This is a genomic window from Phenylobacterium sp., from assembly GCF_044358365.1.
Taxonomy (GTDB): Bacteria; Pseudomonadota; Alphaproteobacteria; order Caulobacterales; family Caulobacteraceae; genus Phenylobacterium.
In genome coordinates this window covers 29,992-49,246 of the sequence record NZ_JBIKNZ010000007.1, presented here as the reverse complement: position 1 = coordinate 49,246, position 19,255 = coordinate 29,992, and the positions used below count along the sequence as shown (strand labels likewise).

17 protein-coding genes are annotated in these 19,255 nt (G+C 65.3%); 4 read left to right on the top strand and 13 right to left on the bottom strand.

The genetic code is table 11. The features are described 5' to 3' along the window. Window positions 1-21: 21 nt before the first annotated feature. Window positions 22-1,701, top strand: a complete 1,680-nt coding sequence (locus tag ACIQ3B_RS03715; RefSeq protein WP_397400015.1) for an ArnT family glycosyltransferase — start codon at window positions 22-24, stop codon at window positions 1,699-1,701. After that, the gene (locus ACIQ3B_RS03710) at window positions 1,701-2,603 is read left to right on the top strand and encodes a hydroxymethylglutaryl-CoA lyase (protein WP_397399977.1); all 903 of its coding nucleotides are present in this window, start codon (window positions 1,701-1,703) and stop codon (window positions 2,601-2,603) included. Before ACIQ3B_RS03715 ends, ACIQ3B_RS03710 begins: the two co-directional genes overlap by 1 nt. A gap of 72 nt (window positions 2,604-2,675) precedes the next feature. Here the strand turns inward: ACIQ3B_RS03710 and ACIQ3B_RS03705 are convergent, their stop codons facing one another. The 3 genes from ACIQ3B_RS03705 to ACIQ3B_RS03695 are packed head-to-tail and all read right to left on the bottom strand — an operon-like array spanning window position 2,676 to window position 6,117. After that, window positions 2,676-3,932 (bottom strand): DUF3526 domain-containing protein, encoded by a 1,257-nt coding sequence (locus ACIQ3B_RS03705; protein ID WP_397399976.1) that lies wholly within the window; start codon window positions 3,930-3,932, stop codon window positions 2,676-2,678. Between the two features lie 5 nt (window positions 3,933-3,937). Then, window positions 3,938-5,374 carry an ABC transporter permease gene (locus ACIQ3B_RS03700; RefSeq protein ID WP_397399975.1) on the bottom strand — a complete coding sequence of 479 codons (1,437 nt, stop codon included), beginning with the start codon at window positions 5,372-5,374 and terminating at the stop codon, window positions 3,938-3,940. 8 nt (window positions 5,375-5,382) lie between these two features. Beyond that, entirely contained in the window at window positions 5,383-6,117 is a 735-nt protein-coding gene (locus ACIQ3B_RS03695; protein ID WP_397399974.1) for an ABC transporter ATP-binding protein, read from the bottom strand. A gap of 165 nt (window positions 6,118-6,282) precedes the next feature. Between ACIQ3B_RS03695 and ACIQ3B_RS03690 the strand changes: the two genes are divergently transcribed. Then, the gene (locus tag ACIQ3B_RS03690; protein ID WP_397399973.1) at window positions 6,283-8,355 is read left to right on the top strand and encodes a TonB-dependent siderophore receptor; all 2,073 of its coding nucleotides are present in this window, start codon (window positions 6,283-6,285) and stop codon (window positions 8,353-8,355) included. Between the two features lie 108 nt (window positions 8,356-8,463). On the opposite strand, the gene ACIQ3B_RS03685 is transcribed toward ACIQ3B_RS03690, so the two are convergent. The 10 genes from ACIQ3B_RS03685 to cysS all read right to left on the bottom strand — a co-directional run bounded on the left by ACIQ3B_RS03685 (window position 8,464) and on the right by cysS (window position 18,415). Continuing rightward, window positions 8,464-9,396 carry a glycosyltransferase gene (locus ACIQ3B_RS03685; protein WP_397399972.1) on the bottom strand — a complete coding sequence of 311 codons (933 nt, stop codon included), beginning with the start codon at window positions 9,394-9,396 and terminating at the stop codon, window positions 8,464-8,466. Beyond that, a complete protein-coding gene (gene thrS, locus ACIQ3B_RS03680) occupies window positions 9,393-11,354 on the bottom strand; it encodes a threonine--tRNA ligase (RefSeq protein ID WP_397399971.1) in 1,962 nt (653 codons plus the stop codon). Before thrS ends, ACIQ3B_RS03685 begins: the two co-directional genes overlap by 4 nt. A 29-nt stretch (window positions 11,355-11,383) precedes the next feature. Then, entirely contained in the window at window positions 11,384-11,620 is a 237-nt protein-coding gene (gene yidD, locus ACIQ3B_RS03675; protein WP_397399970.1) for a membrane protein insertion efficiency factor YidD, read from the bottom strand. Between the two features lie 215 nt (window positions 11,621-11,835). Next, on the bottom strand, window positions 11,836-12,126 hold the full coding sequence (locus ACIQ3B_RS03670) for a hypothetical protein (protein ID WP_397399969.1): 291 nt from the start codon (window positions 12,124-12,126) through the stop codon (window positions 11,836-11,838). Beyond that, window positions 12,126-12,560: an iron-sulfur cluster assembly scaffold protein gene (locus ACIQ3B_RS03665; RefSeq protein WP_397399968.1), complete on the bottom strand. Its 435-nt coding sequence runs from the start codon at window positions 12,558-12,560 to the stop codon at window positions 12,126-12,128. Before ACIQ3B_RS03665 ends, ACIQ3B_RS03670 begins: the two co-directional genes overlap by 1 nt. Before the next feature lie 31 nt (window positions 12,561-12,591). Next, entirely contained in the window at window positions 12,592-12,915 is a 324-nt protein-coding gene (locus ACIQ3B_RS03660; RefSeq protein ID WP_397399967.1) for an NIPSNAP family protein, read from the bottom strand. Then, window positions 12,912-14,159 carry an aminotransferase class V-fold PLP-dependent enzyme gene (locus ACIQ3B_RS03655; RefSeq protein ID WP_397399966.1) on the bottom strand — a complete coding sequence of 416 codons (1,248 nt, stop codon included), beginning with the start codon at window positions 14,157-14,159 and terminating at the stop codon, window positions 12,912-12,914. The genes ACIQ3B_RS03660 and ACIQ3B_RS03655 overlap by 4 nt, the downstream gene beginning before the upstream one ends. Window positions 14,160-14,175: 16 nt before the next feature. Next, window positions 14,176-16,386 carry an arylsulfatase gene (locus ACIQ3B_RS03650; RefSeq protein ID WP_397399965.1) on the bottom strand — a complete coding sequence of 737 codons (2,211 nt, stop codon included), beginning with the start codon at window positions 16,384-16,386 and terminating at the stop codon, window positions 14,176-14,178. A gap of 26 nt (window positions 16,387-16,412) precedes the next feature. Beyond that, window positions 16,413-16,979, bottom strand: coding sequence for an SRPBCC family protein (locus tag ACIQ3B_RS03645; protein ID WP_397399964.1), 567 nt, complete (start codon window positions 16,977-16,979; stop codon window positions 16,413-16,415). Continuing rightward, window positions 16,979-18,415 carry a cysteine--tRNA ligase gene (gene cysS / locus ACIQ3B_RS03640; RefSeq protein WP_397399963.1) on the bottom strand — a complete coding sequence of 479 codons (1,437 nt, stop codon included), beginning with the start codon at window positions 18,413-18,415 and terminating at the stop codon, window positions 16,979-16,981. Before cysS ends, ACIQ3B_RS03645 begins: the two co-directional genes overlap by 1 nt. A 170-nt stretch (window positions 18,416-18,585) precedes the next feature. On the opposite strand from cysS, the gene folE reads away from it, so the two are divergent. Then, a complete protein-coding gene (gene folE / locus ACIQ3B_RS03635; RefSeq protein WP_397399962.1) occupies window positions 18,586-19,218 on the top strand; it encodes a GTP cyclohydrolase I FolE in 633 nt (210 codons plus the stop codon). Window positions 19,219-19,255: the final 37 nt, after the last annotated feature.

Sequence of the window (19,255 nt, the reverse complement as noted above, 5' to 3'; positions counted from 1 at the left end):
GGATCGTGCTATTTGAGTCGCATGACGCTGGACGACATCATGGCGAAATGGAGCGGCGGCTGGCGGGGTCCGGCGGTTGCGGCCCTGATCGCCTTTCTGGCCGGCTTGCCCGGGCTGATGGCCATGCCGCCACTCGACCGGGACGAATCCCGCTTCGCCCAGGCCACGGTCCAGATGCTGGAGAGCCATGACTTCGTGGTCATCCAATTCCAGGATGCGCCACGTTTCAAGAAGCCCGTGGGTATTCACTGGTTACAGGCAGCCAGCGTCTCAACCTTCTCCAGTCCCGAAGCCCGACAGATCTGGGCCTACCGCATCCCCTCCCTGCTGGGCGCAATGCTGGCTGCGGCCGCCTGCGTCTGGGGGGCGGCGGCGTTCTTCAACGCCCGGACGGCGCTGGTAGCCGGCGCCCTGCTGGGGGCCAGCTTCCTGCTTTCGACCGAGGCCTTCATCGCCAAGACTGACGCCATGCTGGCCGGCGTGACGACTCTGGCGATGGCCGCCCTGGCCCGGCTCTATTCGGCCCGCAATGGCGGACCGGCAGCAGGTTCCGCAGCAGTCTGGCTATTCTGGACCGGCATCGCCCTGGCGACCCTGATAAAGGGGCCGGTCGGGCCGATGGTGGCTCTGCTTGCGATCTTGGCCCTGATCCTTGCCGACCGTCGCGCGGGTTGGCTCGGCCAGTTGCAATGGTGGTGGGGTCTGATGATCGTACTTGCGGTGGTCGGGCCCTGGGCGGGGGCAGTGACCGTCGCCACAGACGGCGGTTTCTGGTCCCAGGCGGTGGGGTCCGACCTTGCGCCCAAGCTGGCTGGTGGTCAGGAAACACATGGCGCACCGTTCGGCTATCACACCCTGCTGACGCCCATTCTGGCCTTTCCCATGACCCTGTTGCTGCCCGCTGCGGTGATCGGCGCCTGGCGCTGGCGGCAGGAGCCCGGGGTGCGGTTCGCGATGGCCTGGCTGATCCCGACCTGGATCCTGTTTGAGCTGCTGCCCACCAAACTGCCCCACTATACGCTGCCCACCTATGGCGCACTGGCCTGGCTGGCGGCGCGTGCCCTAGCCGAGCCGATGGGCGTGGTCTCACGCTGGATGGGCGCTGGCCTTTGCGCCCTGGCTGGCCTGGCGCTGGCTGGCGGGGTGGTCTATCTGCTGTCGCTCTACGGAGACCCGAGCGATCTATGGGCCGCAACCCTGACAGTGGGGCTGCTGGGCGGTGCGGGTCTTGTCGGCGCGGGGCTGTTGATCCGCAAGGCACCTGTCGCCGCTACCGCTGCGGCGCTGACACTGGGCGTGCTGGGTCATGGCGCGCTGGCGGCGGGCCTGGCGCCGCGCCTTGAACCGTTGTGGCTTTCAGCCCGCCTGGAACAAGCCATGGGCGACAACCGGCTGCTGCCGCGACAGGGCGTGGCCGAGGCGCCCGTCGCTGTGGCCGGGTTCGCCGAGCCCAGTCTGGTCTTCGCCCTGGGCACCGCCACCGAGCTGGACGGGCCGGATGAAGCCGCCCGCGCCGTGGTCGAGAACCGCCCCGCCATTGTCGAGGATCTCGAGGAGGCCGCCTTCCGCGCCGCGCTGAAGGCGCGCGGCGGCCGGGCCGAGGAAGTGGCCAAGATCGAGGGCCTGAACTACTCCAAGGGCGACCCGATGACGTTGAGGGTCTATGTGGCGCCCGACATGGACGCCCGGGAGACACCATAATGGGACGCAAGATCGAGATCGTGGAAGTGGGCCCGCGCGACGGCCTGCAGAACGAAAAGACCCTGCTGGATGTCGGCCAGAAGCTGGAGATGATCGCCCGGCTCGAGGCCGCCGGCGCACGGCGCATGGAGGTGGTGTCCTTCGTCAATCCCAAGCGCGTGCCGCAGATGGCCGGCGCCGAGGAGATCATGGCCGCCCTGCCCCACGCCGAGGGCCGCTCCCGGATCGGCCTGGTGCTGAACGCCCGGGGCTGGGAGCGCTGCGTCGAAGCCCGGTGCGACGAGGCCAATGTGGTGGTCTGCGCCAGCGATGGCTTCGGCATCCGCAATCAGGGCGCTTCGACGGCCGAGCAGGTGGACGCGCTGGCCGCCATCGTGGCGGCCCGCAAGCCGGGTGACCCGCCGATCTCTATGACGATCTCCGTTGCATTCGGATGCCCTTTCGAGGGCGAGGTCCCCGAAGCCCGTGTGATGGAAATCGTGAAGGCCGCCGCCGACCTGAAGGTGGCCGAGATCGCTCTGGCTGACACCATCGGCGTCGCCGATCCCTGGCTGGTGCGCCGCCGCGTGGAGGCGGCCCGCAAGCTGACCGGCGACATTCCGCTGCGCCTGCACTTCCACGACACGCGCAACACCGGCCTGGCCAACGCCTTTGCGGGCGTCGAGGCCGGGGTCGACATTCTGGACGCCAGCGTCGGCGGCCTGGGCGGCTGTCCGTTCGCCCCCAACGCAACCGGCAACATCGGCACCGAGGATCTGGTCTATATGCTGGAACGCGCCGGGTTTGAGACGACCTACGATCTGGGCAAGCTCATCGAGATCGGCAACTGGGCGTCAGCGCTGGTGGGCAAGACGCCGGCGGCTTCGGTCAGCCGGGCAGGCGGGTTTCCGGTTCCGGGGTGATTCAAGGGCTACAGAAGGCGGCCAGCCCGCACGGCGCAGACTGAAGCTACAGGGACAGCCGGGATCAAACCGTCATGGCTGTTTGGTTTCAGGCGCATAGCGGGGCGCCCTTTCGAAATCCTCCATCCCGAAAGGAAGCTCGTTGAAGATGTACGGATAGTAGAATGTCCGTAGGCGCTTGTGAAAAGCGCGGATGCGGTCCTGATAGGCGAGTTGCGCACGTGGATCGGTCTCCGCCAGGCGATGGAGGGCCAGTTGCACGCCAACCGTCGGCAGGATCAGGCCAACCTGCTCGGCCAGACGTGACCGTTCCAGGATCCCGTCGCGATATTGCTGCGCCAGGGTGGCGACTGACTCATCGCCAACCTGATGGAAAGCAAAGTACCACTTCCAGTGAAAGGGTGCGGTTACGGGCGCGGTGCCCGCCCATTCCGGATGAGACCGGAAGAACGGGTCCATGGTCGCCGTTTTCGGTATATCCCACGCTCGATGTACGGCGTTTCGCTGCAGGAGTGAAAGTTCCGCGCCCTGCCGTAGCGGGACTGCGGTATTGATCGCGACGTGTGCGAGTGAAGGCGCCACCAGCGCCAGTACAAGCCAGAGCGCGGCGAGCGTCATGCCATTGCCGATGGACGTTGTCCCACGCCAGCCGACGGCCAGCGACAGCAGCGACCAGAACGCCAGATAGGCTGCAATCAATCCAAGGACTGCGGCGGTCTTCCACCCCGGGGTTCCGGCGATCAAGGCTCCCAGCAGGAACGGGAGCGCCAGGGCGACAAGCAGCCCTGCAAGCCGCACCGCGATCCTCGGCGCCCATAGCCGCGCCGTCGCCTGCGGTGTCGACCGAAGAACACCCAGGCGCCCGGCCTCCCGTTCGGCAGAAAACAGATCGTGCAGCAACAGGATGACGAACAAGGGCGCGACGTAGATGAGCACAAAGGCGAAGTCGAAGCGGCCCGGCATCGCGACTTCCGGGTTTACGATATCGCCTTCGTAGAGTTGAGCCTCGAGTCCAAGGGCCCGAACCCTCAGGATCGACGGCGCGACATCGCCCATGCCAAGTGCCGCAAAGGCCAGATTCGAGGGCGGATTCCAGGTGGCGTGGAATGTGTAGTAGGCCGCGTTCCCGGGATCCCCGCTGCGCGATACCCAGGCGGAAATCGCCGACACATCCGACGCCTGCAACGGCTGCAGGCGCGTGATGGCGTCCTGCTGTCGTTGCGTTTCCAGCAGACCCGACGCGACGCCGCCCAGTCCCAGCAACAAGAGGAGCGCGAGCGCGGCAATCCCCGACCGCAGGCGAAGAAAGAAGTACAGCTCCCGGGTCATGGCGCTCATCGGGCCACCCGCTGAAGACGCGAGGCTGCCAGGCTTGCGAACCCCGCAGCGAGCGCGAGCCAGACCAGAATGACCACAAGCGACGGCGTCGCGCGCGCGGCAGTCTCCGCAGCGGGTTCCTGCGGGAACCGGAACGCCGGCGTCGCACGCCAGTTGTCGGCGCTGACGCGGCTTCTTGCCTCGGCGGCGGCATCATTGCTCTTGGCGGCATCGTCCTTGAAGGTGACGCTTTCGGCCTGCATCCGGTTCAAGCGCTGAACGAGTTCATATCGATAGCGCTCGGCTTCATCGATAAAGCGACGATAGGTGGCGAGATCCGTCCCGGCTGTCGTCATGGAGAGACGACGCAGGGCCACGGTTGGACTTATGGCGGCCACGAGATCCATTGTCCGGCTCTGGTCCGCCATCGCCGCAAAATTCTGCGCGGCGTATCGATTGAACAGGCTGGCGGTCATGCGTTCGCCCTCGATGCCCAGCAGGCCCCGATAGTTGACCGGCAGGTCTTCAACCCGCGCCACACCGTATTGTTTCAGGGTCGCCCGCTTGAAGGCGTCGAAGTAGGGATCGTCTGGATCATGGCTGTCGCCCATGTCGCGCAGGTCACGCTGGATCGCGACGTCATTCTCCAGGCGTGTGGCCAGTTGGGTAAGTCCGGCGCCGGCTTCTGCTGCAACGCGCGGCGCAACGACCACGCTCAATGCCCACAATGCCGTGAGCAAAACGAGCGCAGGACGGGCGCTAGGGGTCAAGGCGGAGACCAGGACAGTGAGCACGACCCAGAAAACCAGATAGGCTCCGTAACCCATCAGCATCATGCCACCGGTTATGGCTGCGACCTGACCATTGAGACCGAGGTTCCCGACAAGCAGCACCGCAGGCGTCGTCATGACAGCCGCCGCGGCGCCCAGGGCCAGCATCTTGCCGATCATCAGGTCGCCACCTGACGCCCCGGCGAGCATCATCTGCCGCAGGGTCCCGCGCTCTCGCTCTCGCGCCACCATACCTGCGCCCAGAAAGATCAGCAGCAGCGGGGCGACCGCTTGCAGGACAAAGGCGGGCGAGAGTTGGCCAAACCGGACCAGCAATGAGGATTGACGGGCATCACCGAAGTTGGCGCTGTTCTGCCTGTGCCCCTCCAGATAGACCATCACACCGGTGAAGGGCTCCACCCCGGGATCCATGGCCGCTAGCCCGCTGGGCGGGCGCATGGCGAAGTGTCCGAAGTGGACAACACGGTGCGGATGACGGTCCGGTTGCTGGGTGAAGTCCGCGTTCGCCTGGGCTTCCATCCGCTCTCGCAGCGCACTCTGGTCGCGGTAGTAGGCGGAAGACGCAATGGCGGCAGCGACCGTCAGCAGCAGCACCATCAACAGGCCCGTCAATGCGACCCGGCTGCGCACAAGACGTTGAACTTCGTTTGCGGCAATTGCCAAAGCCCGCTTCACGCCGGACGCGCCCGGGCAAAACGATCATGCAGCGCGCGGAGATCAAAGCGCTCCTGACCCTCCGCGATGACCTCGGCGACGATCCGGCCTTGATCGAGAAAGCCGATCCTGTCCGCCAGATCCACGACGCCCAGCAGGTCATGGCTCACGACCAGAATCGCCGCGCCCTCATCGCGAAGGCGACCACACAGGGCATTGAAATCAGCGGCGGCGCCCGGATCGAGTCCTGACGTAGGCTCATCCATCAGCAAGACCGGCGCCCTGCGCAGGATTGCAATAGCGATCGCCGTCTTCTGGCGCATGCCTTTCGAGAAGCCCGCGACCCGCTGCCCCCAGGCTTCCCTTGCCAGCCCGACGGCGCCAAAGGCCGCTTCAAGTTCAGCGGCAGTTCGGCTCCCACCGGACAGGCTCAGGAAATACGACACGTTTTCCTTTGCGCTCAGGTGATCATAAAGCGCCACATTCTCTGGAATGTAGGCAATCCGCTCCCGCGCCAGATCCGGGCGATCCCGAGGGTCAACGCCCGCAATGTCTATGGATCCGGATTGCGGTTTCAGGAGGCCGAGCAGGGCTTGCAGCGCCGTCGACTTTCCAGCGCCGTTCCCGCCGAGCAAGCCATAGATCTCAGCTTTGCGAACTGACAGCGAGAGCCCGTCCAGCACCACCCGGTCGCCATAGGAAACATGCAGGTCTTTTACTTGCAGAAGCACGTCTGCTGAAGGCTCGACCACGGTTCTGCACCCCCGCTGGATCATGGTTGGAGAGGATTGATCGCAGACCTGACCGCCAGATGTCAATGCGATGTTATATCATAACATAATTCTTGACCTCGGTTTTTGTGACCACTATCCGGTCACCAGTCCCGTGTTCGTGTGGAACCGGGCCGGGGAAAGCCAATGAGCCAGCGTTTCGCCATTCTGATGACTTCCGCAGCGTTGTTCAGCGCGACGCCGGCCCTGGCCGCCGATGTGACCGACGTAGAGGCCGTCATCGTCACGGGATCGCGGGCGGCCAACGCCAGCATCAATGGCATCGAGATCGAGACCCTGCGCCTGCCACAAAGCGTTCGCGTTCTTGACGAGGCCCTGATCACGACAACCGGAATCGCCAATCTTTCAGACCTGTTCGACTACGCAGGCGGCATGGCGCGGCAGAACAGCTTCGGCGGCGCCTGGGACGCCTATGCCATTCGCGGGTTCTCGGGCGATATCAATCAGGGCCCCGATCTGCTGGTGAACCGCTTCACAGCCAACCGTGGCTTCAACGCCAGACGCGATGTGGCCACCGTCGAACTATTCCAGGTACTGAAGGGGCCGGCTTCCGCTCTGTCAGGCAAAGGCGAACCTGGGGGCTCGATCAACATTGTCACCAAAGCGCCCCTCAAGGACACTCACGCGTCGACCGAACTCTCCTACGGCGCCCAGAATACGGGACGCGGCGCCATCGACGTTGGCGGACCTCTGGGAGCAGGCCTATCGGCGCGCCTGATCGGCGTCTATCAGGAGACCGACGGCTTCCGCGACTTTGTCGGCAGCGACCGCCTGTTGGTCGCACCATCAATCGCCTGGGAGCCGACAGAGACCCTGCGGCTGCTGTACCAGTTTGAGGGCGCGCTCGTTCACTTCACCCATGATCGCGGCCTGGTAGCGGTCGCCGGCAATGGCAAAGCGCTTCCCCGTTCACGTTTCCTGGGCGAACCCAACGACGGCAAGATGCGGCAGGAGTCACTCCAGCATCAGGCTTCCCTGACGCTGGACATCGCCGAGGGCATAGCGATCGAAGGCGGCGTCCAGTATCGTGAGGGATCGTTTGAAGGTCAGTCAACGCACAACTCCCTTCTGGTCGGCAGCCAGCTTCGCCGCCAGCTTCGGGTGCACGATTACAACTGGGATGATCTCTCGGGCCGACTTGAACTAAGCGCCAACCGGGAAATCCTGGGTGTTGAACACCAACTGCGCGTGGGTGCGGATGCCTTCGCCTTTGACCAGAAGCGGGTCTTCTTCCGCTTCAACCCGACGGCGGCCAATCCCTACCTCATTGATATTTTCAATCCGGTCTACGGTCAGCCCAAGCCTCTGGCCACGCTGAACCAGGACATCCTGGAGGAATTGCGGGGCCAGAGCATATATGCCCAGGACCTTGTCTCGCTGGGGTCGCAGATCACCGTCTTGCTGGGTGTCCGGCATGACTGGGTCCAGCAGACCAACACCAACTTCCGCAATAACAGCGTCAGCAAACAGTCCCCGTCTGAAACCAGCCCCCGCGCGGCGATCACATGGGCGCCCAATGATCAGGTATCTGTCTTTGCCAGTTGGGGGCGCTCCTTCCGGTACAATCAGGGTTCCAGCTTCTCGGGCGCTGCATTCGCGCCGGAGCGCGGGGAGGCGCTGGAAGCCGGCGTCAAGTATGCGCTGCTGGATAACGCCCTGACCGGGACGGCCTCTGTCTTCGAGATCACCAAGAGGAACATCCTGGTCAACGATCCAACCAACAGCGGTTTCTCGATTCCCGTTGGTGAAGGTCGAAGCCGGGGCTTCGAGATTGACGTGAACTACCGGCTGGATACTCGCACGACGATCACGGCGGTTTACGCCTATACTGACACGAAGATCATCCGGGACACCCGAGCCGGGTTCGTCGGCAGCGGTTTCAGCAACATACCTAAGTCTGCGGCAGCGCTCTATGCCAACTGGCGCTCCGATGAGGAACTGCCCGGCTCGATCAGCCTCGGTGGCGGCGTTGTCTACGTCGGTAAACGGCCCGGCGACGACATCAACAGCGGCTTTAAATTGCCAGAATATGTGACCATGCGGCTCAATATCGCCTATCATTTGAACGAGAAGGCCAGCCTGCATCTGGACGTCGAAAACCTGTTCAACAGCTATTATCTCGAGAGCTCTTTCAGCAACGTCTGGATCACGCCGGGTGCGGCGCGCAGCGTTGTCGGACGGGTGCGAATGAAGTTCTGAACGATCGCGGAGCACTACAGCCGGGTGATTGCGCAATAGGTGCGGGCCTGGCGGCAGGACACCCGCGCTGCTTGCCGCCGGCCGGCCCGTTTGCAGCGACGCGCCCGCCTACCCCCGACGCAACTGCCATATGAGCGGCCGCAGCAACGCCGCGCCCACTATCACCGGCCAAAGCAACCAGGCCGTCAGATGCTGACCCACGCCATCGGCCCGACGGCGGAAGAAGCGGGCCAGACCGACGCCCTTGTGGAATTCCACCTTCATCGGACTGGTCTGACTGGTGCCGCCCAGGTGGATGACCTCAGCGCCGGGATGGAACAGGACCACACCCCCCTGGCCGCGCACGCGCCAGCACAGGTCGACGTCCTCCACGTGCAGGAAATAACCCTCATCGAAGCCACCCACGGCCTCAAAATCCTCCCGGCGCATGCAGAAACAGGCACCCGAGATGGTCGGGACCTCGATCATATGGTCGGGCGAGGTGTCGGATTCCCAATGCACCTCAAAGCGGCTGAGCGCCGGGATCCGCGCCGCAAGGGTGCTTAAGGACAGCATGGCGCTCAGGGGCGTGATCTCGCCGCGCCGCCCACCGCGTTGCTCCGTACCGTCAGCGTTCAGCACCCGGGCGCCGACCAGGCTAGGGACGGGGCGATTCTCGATGGCCTGCACCAGTTCAGCGATGCAGCCCGGCTGCAGGAAGGCGTCAGGGTTCAGGAATACCAGCCTTTCGCCGCCAGCCTTGCGCGCGCCGAGATTGCTGGCCCGCGCGAAGCCAACGTTGCCCTGGCCGGAGACCACGACGACGCGGTGATCTGTGACGGCCAGGGCCCGTAGGTGCGCCGCCTCCTCCGCGCTGGAGCCGTTGTCCACCACCACCAGTTCGCTGACCGCCGGGTCCGCCAGAACGCAGGCGAGGCTGCGCTTCATCGGTTCACCCGGGAAGTAGATCACCATGACGACCGAGACGGCGCGCGGGTGCTCACCGACCTCGGCGACTGTCAGGGTCTCTGCGGTACGCCTGGGGGCGGCGACGCCGTTCATCCAGCCTGCACCTCTCCGACCCGCTCCACCGTCTGACGCGCAACATCCGGCGGTTGCGCCTCGCTGGCAAGGAGGTTCGCCGCCTCGTCCAGCATCAGGATTTGCTGGCCGTCGGAGCCAAAGCGCCGCAGCGCCAGCTTGCCCTCCTCGGCCTCACGGCGACCGATCACGGCGATGACGGGGACCTTGGCCAGGCTGTGCTCCCGGATCTTGTAGTTGATCTTTTCGTTTCGCAGGTCGGTCTCGACGCGCAGGCCCCTGGCCCGGAGGGTGGCCGCCGCCTTCAGCGCGAAGTCGTCGGCGTCGGACGTGATCGTCGTCACAACCACCTGTACCGGCGAGAGCCAGAGCGGGAAGGCGCCAGCGAAGTTTTCGATCATCACCCCGATGAACCGCTCCATCGACCCGCAAATGGCCCGATGCAGCATGACCGGCCGCTGCTTGGATCCATCCTCGGCGGTGTACTCGGCGTCAAGGCGTTCGGGCAGCACATAGTCCAGTTGTAGCGTGCCGCACTGCCAGGTCCGGCCGATGGCGTCCTTCAGGTGGAACTCCAGTTTTGGCCCATAGAAGGCGCCTTCGCCAGGCAACGGGTCCACGGGCATGTTCACGGCCTGGCGGGCGGCGCGGTCCAGCTTCTGTTCGGCCACGTCCCATACAGCGTCCGTACCGAAACGCTCCTCGGGCCGCAGCGCCAGCTTCACACTGTCCAGGTGCATGTTGAAGTCGGAGTAGATCGAGTTCAGCAGCCGCACGAACTTCGTGGACTCCTCCTCGATCTGATCCTCGCGGCAGAAGATGTGGGCGTCGTCCTGAGTAAACGCGCGCACCCGGAAAATGCCGTGAAGGGCGCCGGACGGCTCATAGCGGTGACAGGCGCCGAACTCGGCCATCCTGAGCGGCAGGTCGCGGTAGCTCTTCTGGCCGTGGTTGAAGATCTGCACATGGCCGGGGCAGTTCATCGGCTTCACGGCAAGGCTCTCACCCTCCTCCGTCTCGCACGTGAACATGTTCTTGCCGAACTTCTGCCAATGGCCGGAGCGTTCCCACATCTCGCGATCCATGATCTGGGGCGCCTTGACCTCGACGTAGCCGTCCGCGTCCAGGCGGCGGCGCATGTAGGCCTCCACCGTGCGATAGAGCGTCCAGCCCTTGGCGTGCCAGAAGATCATGCCCTTGGCTTCTTCCTGCATGTGGAAGAGGTCCATGGCCTTGCCGATCTTGCGGTGATCGCGCTTCTCGGCCTCCTCGAGCCGGTGCAGGTGGGCCGCCAGGTCAGCCTCGCTGGCCCAGGCCGTGCCATAGATCCGCTGGAGCATCGGGTTGCGGTGATCCCCGCGCCAATAGGCGCCCGCCAGCTTCGTCAGCTTGAACGCCTTGCCCGCCGCCTTCGTGGATGGCAGGTGCGGCCCCCGGCAGAGGTCCTTCCACTGGCCCTGTCGATAGACCGTGACATCCTCTCCCGCGGGGATGCCCTCGATGATCTCGGCCTTGTAGATCTCGCCGATGGACTTGAAGTGCGCGATGGCTTCGTCGCGGCTCCACACCTCGCGCACGATCGGTTCGTCTCGGTCGACGATCTCCTTCATGCGCTGTTCGATGGCGGCCAGGTCATCCAGGCTGAACGGCGTGTCACGCGCGAAGTCGTAGTAGAAGCCGTCCTCGATGGCAGGCCCGATGGTCACCTGCGTGCCGGGGAACAGCTCCTGAACCGCCTCGGCCAGGATGTGGCTGACGTCGTGGCGGATGGTCTCCAGCGCCTCGGGCGCATCACGCGACAGGATCTCGAACTTGCCGCCCCGCTCCAGCGCACGGTCCACGTCCAGCAGTTCACCGTCCAGCTTCACCAGCACGGCGCGTTTGGCCAGCGAGATCGCGATGGACGCCGCGACCTCCTTGCCCGTGACCCCGGCCTCGAACTCTCGTTTCGTGCCGTCGGGAAAAATCAGATCAATCATGGTTCAGTCGTCCTGGTTCGCGCCTGGGTTCAGCCCGTTTTGCGCGGGGGCGGCGGCGGGTCATATCCCGCACCGCCCCAGGGATGGCAACGACACAGACGTTTCACGGTGAGCAAACTCCCGCGCCACGGTCCGTGGCCGATCAAGGCTTCGCAGGCATACTCCGAACAGGTCGGGGCAAACCGGCATTGCCGCCCGATCAGCGGCGAAAGCGTCAGCTTGTAGGCGCGAAGGGCGCCTCTGACGCAGCTCTCATAGAGATTCATGCCGACTGCGGACTGTTGGATCGGACCCCGTGCCTACGCCCAAGGGTCCAGGGGGATCAAGCCGCGTCGGCGGGGATAGTTCGGGTGACACGCTCGACCGTCATGGCAGCCCGGACCGCCGGGATGGCGGGGGCCTGAAAGGCGCAAGCGTTACGAACTGACGTCAACATGGCCTCACGCCCGTAGCACAGCCGAGGCGAAAACGGAACCTCGGCCTATCCGGTCGGCAGCTCGCGTATCTCCACCGTGCCGCCCGCCTCGAACACCGGATTGCCGGCCAGCAGCAGGCGGGCGTGGGCCATGTCCTCCGCGGTGACCCGGATAAAGCCGGTGATATGGGCCGTAGGCGCGGGGGTCGCGCCGGACTTGCGCTCGCACTGACCATTGCCGATGGCGCTGCCACCTTGGAAGACGCCGGCCTCCCTCAACCGCGAGAGATAGCGCTCCCAGTCGAGGCCTGCGCCACCCGCCGCATCGTCGTGCATCAGGAAGATGTAGTCGGCCATCAGCTTTCCCTTGTGACCGCCTCGGCCACCGCCTCCGTAACAGCTTCGAACGCCAGCATCGTCGAGGTGTGGCGCGCCGGATAGTCCCTAACTGGCGCGAGCAGTCCGAGTTCCGCGAACCGACCCTCAGGGGGAGGCCCGTCCGCCTTTAACATGGCGCGGAAGGCGTCTCTTGTCGTCTCCAGCTCGGCCAGACTGGCGCCAATCACATGGGCGCCCAGCACCGAGGCCGCAGCCTGTCCCAGCGCGCAGGCCTTCACGTCCTGCGCGAAGTCCGTCACCCTGCCGCCCGAGACCTTGACGTCAACGACAATCCGGCTGCCGCAAAGCTTCGAGACCTTCTCCGAAGTCGCGTCCGGATCGACCAGCCGCCCGGTGCGCGGCAAGTCGGCCGCCAGCCGCAACAGTTTCGCCGAATAGAGATCATCGATCATGGCCCCTAGGTCGGCCTTCAGGGTCGGGAAGTCAAACCGCAGGCGGGACCTGGAAAAATGGCGCCGGCGACAGGATCTGGTTTTCCTGATGCTGCACCAGGCCGCCCACCTCCTTCACGTAGTCCAACCACTCGGGGTCGCTCCAGAGTGTCGCACGTCGTTGTGCCCGCTCATCCAGGCTCTCGTAGGCCCACAGGTGGATCACCTTGTTGAGGCCGCCGACCTCGACGCTGTAGTAGCCGGCCAGATGGCCCAGGATCCGCTTCTGCACCGCCAGACCTTTTTCGCCATAGGCCTTGAAGTAGCGGCCGGTGGCGCCGATCGACAGCGTGTAGGTGCGCATCTCGACGATCATGCGGCAATCTCCTTCAGGGCTGCGACCAGGGCATCCATATGGTCGACCGTATTCACGAAAGACGGCGAAACGCGAATGCAGGCCCCCTTGGCCGCGCCCGGACGTTCGACGGTGAAGATGCCATGGCGTTCAAAGAGGGTTTTCTTGAGCTCAAGGGCCTGACCCAGCGAGGTCTGGCCTGTAATGCGGAAGGACGTAATTCCTGCATGCAGGGAGGGATCCGGCGGCGTCAGCACCTGTATGCGCGGATGGTCGCGAAGGGTCTCCGCCCAGCGATCTCGCAGAAACTGAAGTCGTCGCGCCTTGGCGGCGGGTCCAATCGCCGCGTGCGCATCAAACGCGTCGGCGACCGTCAGGACGCTGGCGTAACTGACGGTGCCCGTGTGGACCCGCGCGTCAATGGCGTCGCTGGGTTCGGCCAGGATCGAGATCTCGATGTCGCGAATCCGGTCCCTGCGGATATAGACGAGCCCGACGCCCAGCGGGCTGCCGATCCACTTGTGCAGGTTCAGGCCGGCAAACTCGACACCCATGTCACGCAGTGAAAACTCGGTTTGTCCCAGGGCATGACCACAATCCAGCAACACGTCGACGCCGCGGGCCTTGGCCAGCGCCGTGATCTCCTTCACCGGCGGGATCAACCCCGTGCGATGGCTGAGGTGGGTCAGCAGCATCATCCGGACGTCAGGATTGGCTTTCAGGGCTTGCTCGTAGGCGTCGATCAGTCTCTGCCGGGTGGCCGGCTCCGGCAGGGCGAACCGCACCACGCGAACACCCCGGAGCCGGGCCAGCGACTCCATCCCTACCTGCATGCTGTCATAGTCGAGGTCGGCATAGAGGACCGCATTGCCCGGTTTCAGTCGACTGTAGCCACCGATCAGGACCAGCATGGACTCCGTGCCGCCCCGCGTGAAGGCGATCTCGTCCACGTCCACGCCAAGGAACGCCGCAGCCTTCGCGCGCACCGCCTGGACGTCCTGCAAGGCGCCGCGACGGGTGTAGAGCGTCGTTTCCCGGTTCACCCTGGCCAGCTTCTGCTCGTAGGCCGCCCGCGTTGCCCGGGTCATCGCCCCGAACTGGCCGTTCTCAAGCTGGATGACGCCGGGTGGCGGTGAGTCGAACAAGGCCGCGACCCTGGCCCAGTGCCGCTCATCGCGGGCCAGGGACACAGGATCGGCCGCAAGGGCGGGCGCCGCCATGGCGGTGGCTCCGGCAGCAAGTACGGCGCGGCGTGAAGGCGTCATCGGCGTGAACTCCGGGCTATTGCCGCGCCATTTCCGCCGCGCCCACCGCCTCGCCGTCAAGGTCCTGATCGTCGCCCATGGTCACCGTGACCTTGCGAAGGGTTCCGGTGAACGCAAACGGGGCAGCATACCCCGCCACGGGACTACCTCGATCCAGGCCGATGTCCAGACCCGACCAGGAGATGAAATTGCCGAACCCGGTCGTCGCCGTGACCTCCCCGGCAGACGCCCCGTCGATGATCAGGGTGAAGGTTCGCGGGCCGGTTTCGCCCCGACGGGCCACCACGCCCAGCCGTGTGGCGTCCAGCGGTACCGGCGATCGCGAAGTGGCCGTCGTCTTCTCACCGCCGATATTGAGGGTGTGATGGAGATGGCCGTCCTGCAGATAGAGGCTGTAGCCGCTGGTGGCGTCGCCGTGGGCGATCAGCACACCCTCGGCGCCCGGTTTCAGGACCACGTCCGCCTCGATGCGATAGCTCCGAGCGCGAACATCCGGCGCCACATCGGTGGGCAGGTGACCCATGCCGGCATGGAGTACAAAGTGCTTCCGGGCGCCGTGGAAACGCGCCGAGTTCTCGGCGAACCGCGGACCGAACCGGTCGTCCAGCGGCAATACCTTGTGCGCTTCGGCAGCTGTCCACCAGGCGTCGATCAGGGCCTTGAGGCGTTCAGGCTCCTGTTCAGCCAGATCGCGGGTTTCGGCGAAATCGTCGTCGAGATGGTAGAGCTCCCATCGATCATCCTCGAAGGGGGTCCCGGGCGGATGGAAGGCCACGGCTTTCCAGCCGTCTCGCCACATGCCCCGGTGTCCAAACATCTCGAAATACTGCGGCTTGATGCGTGGCGGCGCAGCTGGATCGCTCAAACTCGCCGCAAAGCTCTCTCCCTCAAGCGGCCATTGAGGAACCCCGGCAATCGTGTCCGGCAGGCCTTCGATCCCGATCAGGTCCATCAGCGTCGGAACGATGTCGCAGGCATGGGCGAAGCGGGTGCGCACCTCCCCGCGCGCGGCCACCTTCGCCGGCCAGGAAATCACCAGCGGATCGCGGATGCCGCCGCCGTGGGTGTTCTGCTTGTAGCGCCGCAGCGGGGTGTTGGACGCCATGGCCCAACCTTGCGGGAAGTTGGAATGGGTGTCGGGTCCGCCGATGTCGTCGATGCGCGCGATCTTCTCGGCCATGGGTTCGGGCCGCATGTTGAAGGGACCCATGGCGTTGACGAAGCCCTGAGGGCCACCCTCCTGACTGGCGCCGTTGTCGGACATCACCAGAATCAGGGTGTCGTCGCGAAGTCCGGCGCGCTCCAGAAAGCTGACCAGCCGCGCAAGATGCTGATCGGCGTGATCCAGCATGGCGGCGAACGCGCTTTGCAGGCGGGTAAAAAGGCGGCGCTCATCGGCGGAATAGCTGTCCCAGGGGCGGACGCCGTCGTTGCGGTCCGGCAGGCGGGTATCCGCCGGGACCAGCCCCATGGCGATCTGGCGAGCCAGCCGCTGTTCGCGCTCCACATCCCAGCCATGCTCGAACACGGCGTCATAGCTGCGGATCAGATCGGCCGGAGCCTGATGCGGAGCGTGACAGGCGCCCAGCGCCAGCCAGGTGAGCCAGGGTTTATCCGGCGCGTCGGCCGTGTGATCGGCGATGAAGCGGATCGCCTCGTCCACCAGATCCGAGGTCAGGTGATAGCCGTCGGCGAACATTCCCGGCGGAGACACGGGCGTGTTGTCACGCACCAGTTCCGGCGCGTACTGGTCGGTCTCGGCGTCCATGAAGCCATAGAACCGGTCGAAACCCCGGCCCAGCGGCCAGCCGTCGAAGGGGCCGGAGGGTCCGGTCTCGGTCAGCGGCGTCACATGCCACTTGCCCAGCATATAGTTCCGGTAACCGTGAGGCCGCAGCAGTTCGGGCAGGATCCCCGCCTCCCGCGCGATCTTGCCGCGATAACCCGGATAGCCACTGTCGAAATTGGCCAGGCAGCCCACGCCGACGGAATGGTGATTGCGCCCGCTCAGCAGCGCCGCCCGGGTCGTCGAGCACATGGCCGTCGTATGAAACCCCGAGTAGCGCAGTCCCTCGGCGGCCAGCCGATCAATGTTGGGCGTACGGATGGGCGAGCCGTAGCAGCCGAAGTCCGAGAACCCGACGTCGTCGAACAGAACGACGAGAATGTTTGGAGCACCCCTGGGTGGCCTGGGTGTGTCAGGCCAATAGGGTGTCGACTCAGCCACCGTCCGACCAATCCTGCCTGCCATGGCTAGCGTCCCGCCGCCCACTCGGCCTCGGCGCGGACCTTCAGCGCCTCATTCATGGCCCGGAACCCGCGCTGGACCGTACGTCCCATCCGCTTGCCCAGCGACGGGCCCATCAACCCGCCGAAGATCTCGCCGTTGTCGACCACGCAGCTCTGGTTGGCGAGCGTCTCGATCTCGATGTAGCGCAGCGTCCGGATCAGGCCGCCCATCATTTTCAGCTGCCAGTGCAGCTGCTCGTTCGGCACCCATTCCAGCACCTTCGGCGTCAGCGCCTGGGGCGGCTGGCCGGGCAGAGCCAGGGTCACGGACAGCACCTCGCCAATCCTGATCTGGCCGGCGGCCTGCGGATAGGTCGGATTCCATTCGAACCATCGGTCCAGGTCGCGGACGATTTCCCAGATCACCTCGGCGGGAGCCTGGATTCCGATCCGGTCCTCCACGCGCAGACCGCTGGGCGCCTTGGGCGGCGGCAGTCGCGACCCAGCGTCGGGCGCGGCGATCCTGGGGCCCATCGTTCCGCGTTTGGCGAAGGGGCCGGCCAGCAGGTCGGGCTCGGGCTTGATAGGCATCAGGCTTGCTCCTTGATCCGCCAGGTGGCGCCGGTGGGGCCATCCATGACCTCGACCTTTAACGCCGAAAGTTCGTCGCGAATACGGTCGGCGGCGGGCCAGTCCTTGGCCGCACGCGCCTCGCCCCGGGCTGCGATCAACGCCTCGACCCGGGCCTTCATGTCGTCGTCGGCGCCGCCCTGGAACCAGGCCCGGGGATCGGCGACCAGCAAGCCCATCAGCTGTCCCGCCTCCAGCAGGAGACTGCGGCCGCGTTCGACGCCAGCCACATCCTTGCCCGTCGTGGAAGTCCGCACGTGGTCCGCCAGCTGGAAGAGCGCGGCGAACGCCAGCGGCGTGTTGAGATCGTCCCGCAGGGCCGAGACCACTGCGTCGTGAGCCTCGACGGCCCCGCGATGCTCGCCGCCGGACGCCCGCGCCGCCGTCGGAACGCCCTCGAGGAACCGGGCGGAATCGTCCAGCACCCGATAGAGCCGGTCCAGCGCGCTCTTGGCCTGCTCGATCAGGTCGCCCGTCCATTCCAGCGGCTGGCGATAGTGGCCGGCCAGCAGGGCCCATCGCAGCGCCTCGCCCGGCCAGGTTTTCAACAGATCATGGGCCAGTGCGACGTTGCCCACGCTCTTGGACATCTTCTCGTCGCCCATGTTGAGGAAGCCGTTGTGCATCCAGACGTCGGCGTATTCTGTCCCGTGGCCGGCGCAGACCCCCTGGGCCAGCTCATTCTCGTGGTGCGGAAACACCAGGTCGATGCCGCCGCCGTGAATGTCGATGGGCAGACCCAGCGCCTGCTCGATCATCGCGGTGCACTCGATATGCCAGCCGGGGCGGCCCGGTCCGAAGGCGCTGTCCCACGACGGCTCGCCGGGCTTCGAAGGCTTCCAGAGCACAAAGTCGGCAGGATGGCGCTTGTAGGGGGCCACATCCACGCGCGCCCCGGCGATCATCTCGTCCATCGGCCGACCCGACAGCTTGCCATAGTCCGGGAAGGCTTGGGTGTCGAAGACCACATGGCCCTCGGCCGCGTAGGCCGCCTTCTGCGCCACCAGGTCGGCGATGAAGGCCGTGATGGCGTCCATGGTCTCGGTGACGCGCGGCTGGAAGGTGGGCTTCATCGCGCCCAGCGCGGCGGCGTCAGCGTTGTAGGCGGCCAGGTAGCGATCCGAAATCACGCCGATGGGCACGCCCTCTTCGGCGGCCTTCGCGTTGATCTTGTCGTCCACGTCCGTGACGTTGGCCGCGTAAAGCACCGCGTCCTCGCCGTAGAGGTCACGCAGCACCCGGAACAGCAGATCAAACACTACAACAGGCCTGAAATTGCCGATGTGCGCATAGTTGTAGACCGTCGGTCCGCAGACATAGAGCGTCACCCGGTGCTCATTGCGGGGGGTGAACGCCCGCTTCTTGCGGGTCATGGTGTCGTACAGACTGAGGGTCATGGTCGAGGTTTACGCCGCGAAACAGTTGCCGGGATTGGGCCTTGACCCATATACAGGGGGACCGGACCCGAGGCCAACCACGCCTCACGTTCGAAGTGAAAGGGTGACACGCGTGATTTCCGGGGCCTTCGTCCCGGCGCAACTCAGGCCCTGGAAAGAACCGATCTCCGATGGACGCTCCCTCCCGTGACCGAACCCTGATCGGGTCCGACGACAGCTCGCTCGAGCCGTTCAAGCGCCCCTCGCGCGAGGAGGCCATGGAGGCCGTCCGCACCCTGATCGCCTGGGCCGGCGATGATCCGCGCCGCGAAGGCGTGATCGACACGCCCAAGCGCGTGGTTGACGCCTACGGCGAATGGTTCGTGGGCTACACGCTGGATCCCGCAAAGGAGCTCTCGCGCACCTTCGAGGACGTGCAGGGCTATGACGACATCGTCATGCTGCGCGAGATCGAGGTGGAGAGCCACTGCGAGCATCACATGGCCCCGTTCCTGGGCAAGGCTTATGTGGCCTACATGCCCACCAACCGGGTGGTAGGCATCTCCAAGCTGGCCAAGGTGGTCGAGATCTTCGCGCGCCGTCTCCAGACCCAGGAAACCATGACCCAGCAGATCTGCGACGCCATCACCGACAGCCTTCGCCCTGCCGGCGTGGCCGTTCTGATCGACGCCGCACACCAGTGCATGACTACCCGCGGCGTGCACCATCGCCACGTGACGACCATCACCACCCAGTTTACCGGCGTGTTCAAGACTGATGCGACGCTGAGGCAACGGTTCCTGGATTTCGTGAACAAGCGCTAGAGGCGGTCACCCGCCCCGCTGACACGCCGGGAGGGGT

Bases quoted from the DNA above. Each gene is read 5' to 3' on its own strand.
- ACIQ3B_RS03690 (WP_397399973.1), top strand. From the start codon at position 6,283: ATGAGCCAGCGTTTCGCCATTCTGATGACTTCCGCAGCGTTGTTCAGC.
- thrS (WP_397399971.1), bottom strand. From the start codon at position 11,354: ATGATTGATCTGATTTTTCCCGACGGCACGAAACGAGAGTTCGAGGCC.
- ACIQ3B_RS03665 (WP_397399968.1), bottom strand. From the start codon at position 12,560: ATGATCGATGATCTCTATTCGGCGAAACTGTTGCGGCTGGCGGCCGAC.
- ACIQ3B_RS03705 (WP_397399976.1), bottom strand. From the start codon at position 3,932: ATGACCCGGGAGCTGTACTTCTTTCTTCGCCTGCGGTCGGGGATTGCC.
- cysS (WP_397399963.1), bottom strand. From the start codon at position 18,415: ATGACCCTCAGTCTGTACGACACCATGACCCGCAAGAAGCGGGCGTTC.
- ACIQ3B_RS03655 (WP_397399966.1), bottom strand. From the start codon at position 14,159: ATGACGCCTTCACGCCGCGCCGTACTTGCTGCCGGAGCCACCGCCATG.
- yidD (WP_397399970.1), bottom strand. From the start codon at position 11,620: ATGAATCTCTATGAGAGCTGCGTCAGAGGCGCCCTTCGCGCCTACAAG.
- ACIQ3B_RS03715 (WP_397400015.1), top strand. From the start codon at position 22: ATGACGCTGGACGACATCATGGCGAAATGGAGCGGCGGCTGGCGGGGT.
- ACIQ3B_RS03685 (WP_397399972.1), bottom strand. From the start codon at position 9,396: ATGAACGGCGTCGCCGCCCCCAGGCGTACCGCAGAGACCCTGACAGTC.
- ACIQ3B_RS03670 (WP_397399969.1), bottom strand. From the start codon at position 12,126: ATGGCCGACTACATCTTCCTGATGCACGACGATGCGGCGGGTGGCGCA.
- ACIQ3B_RS03710 (WP_397399977.1), top strand. From the start codon at position 1,701: ATGGGACGCAAGATCGAGATCGTGGAAGTGGGCCCGCGCGACGGCCTG.
- ACIQ3B_RS03660 (WP_397399967.1), bottom strand. From the start codon at position 12,915: ATGATCGTCGAGATGCGCACCTACACGCTGTCGATCGGCGCCACCGGC.
- ACIQ3B_RS03645 (WP_397399964.1), bottom strand. From the start codon at position 16,979: ATGCCTATCAAGCCCGAGCCCGACCTGCTGGCCGGCCCCTTCGCCAAA.
- folE (WP_397399962.1), top strand. From the start codon at position 18,586: ATGGACGCTCCCTCCCGTGACCGAACCCTGATCGGGTCCGACGACAGC.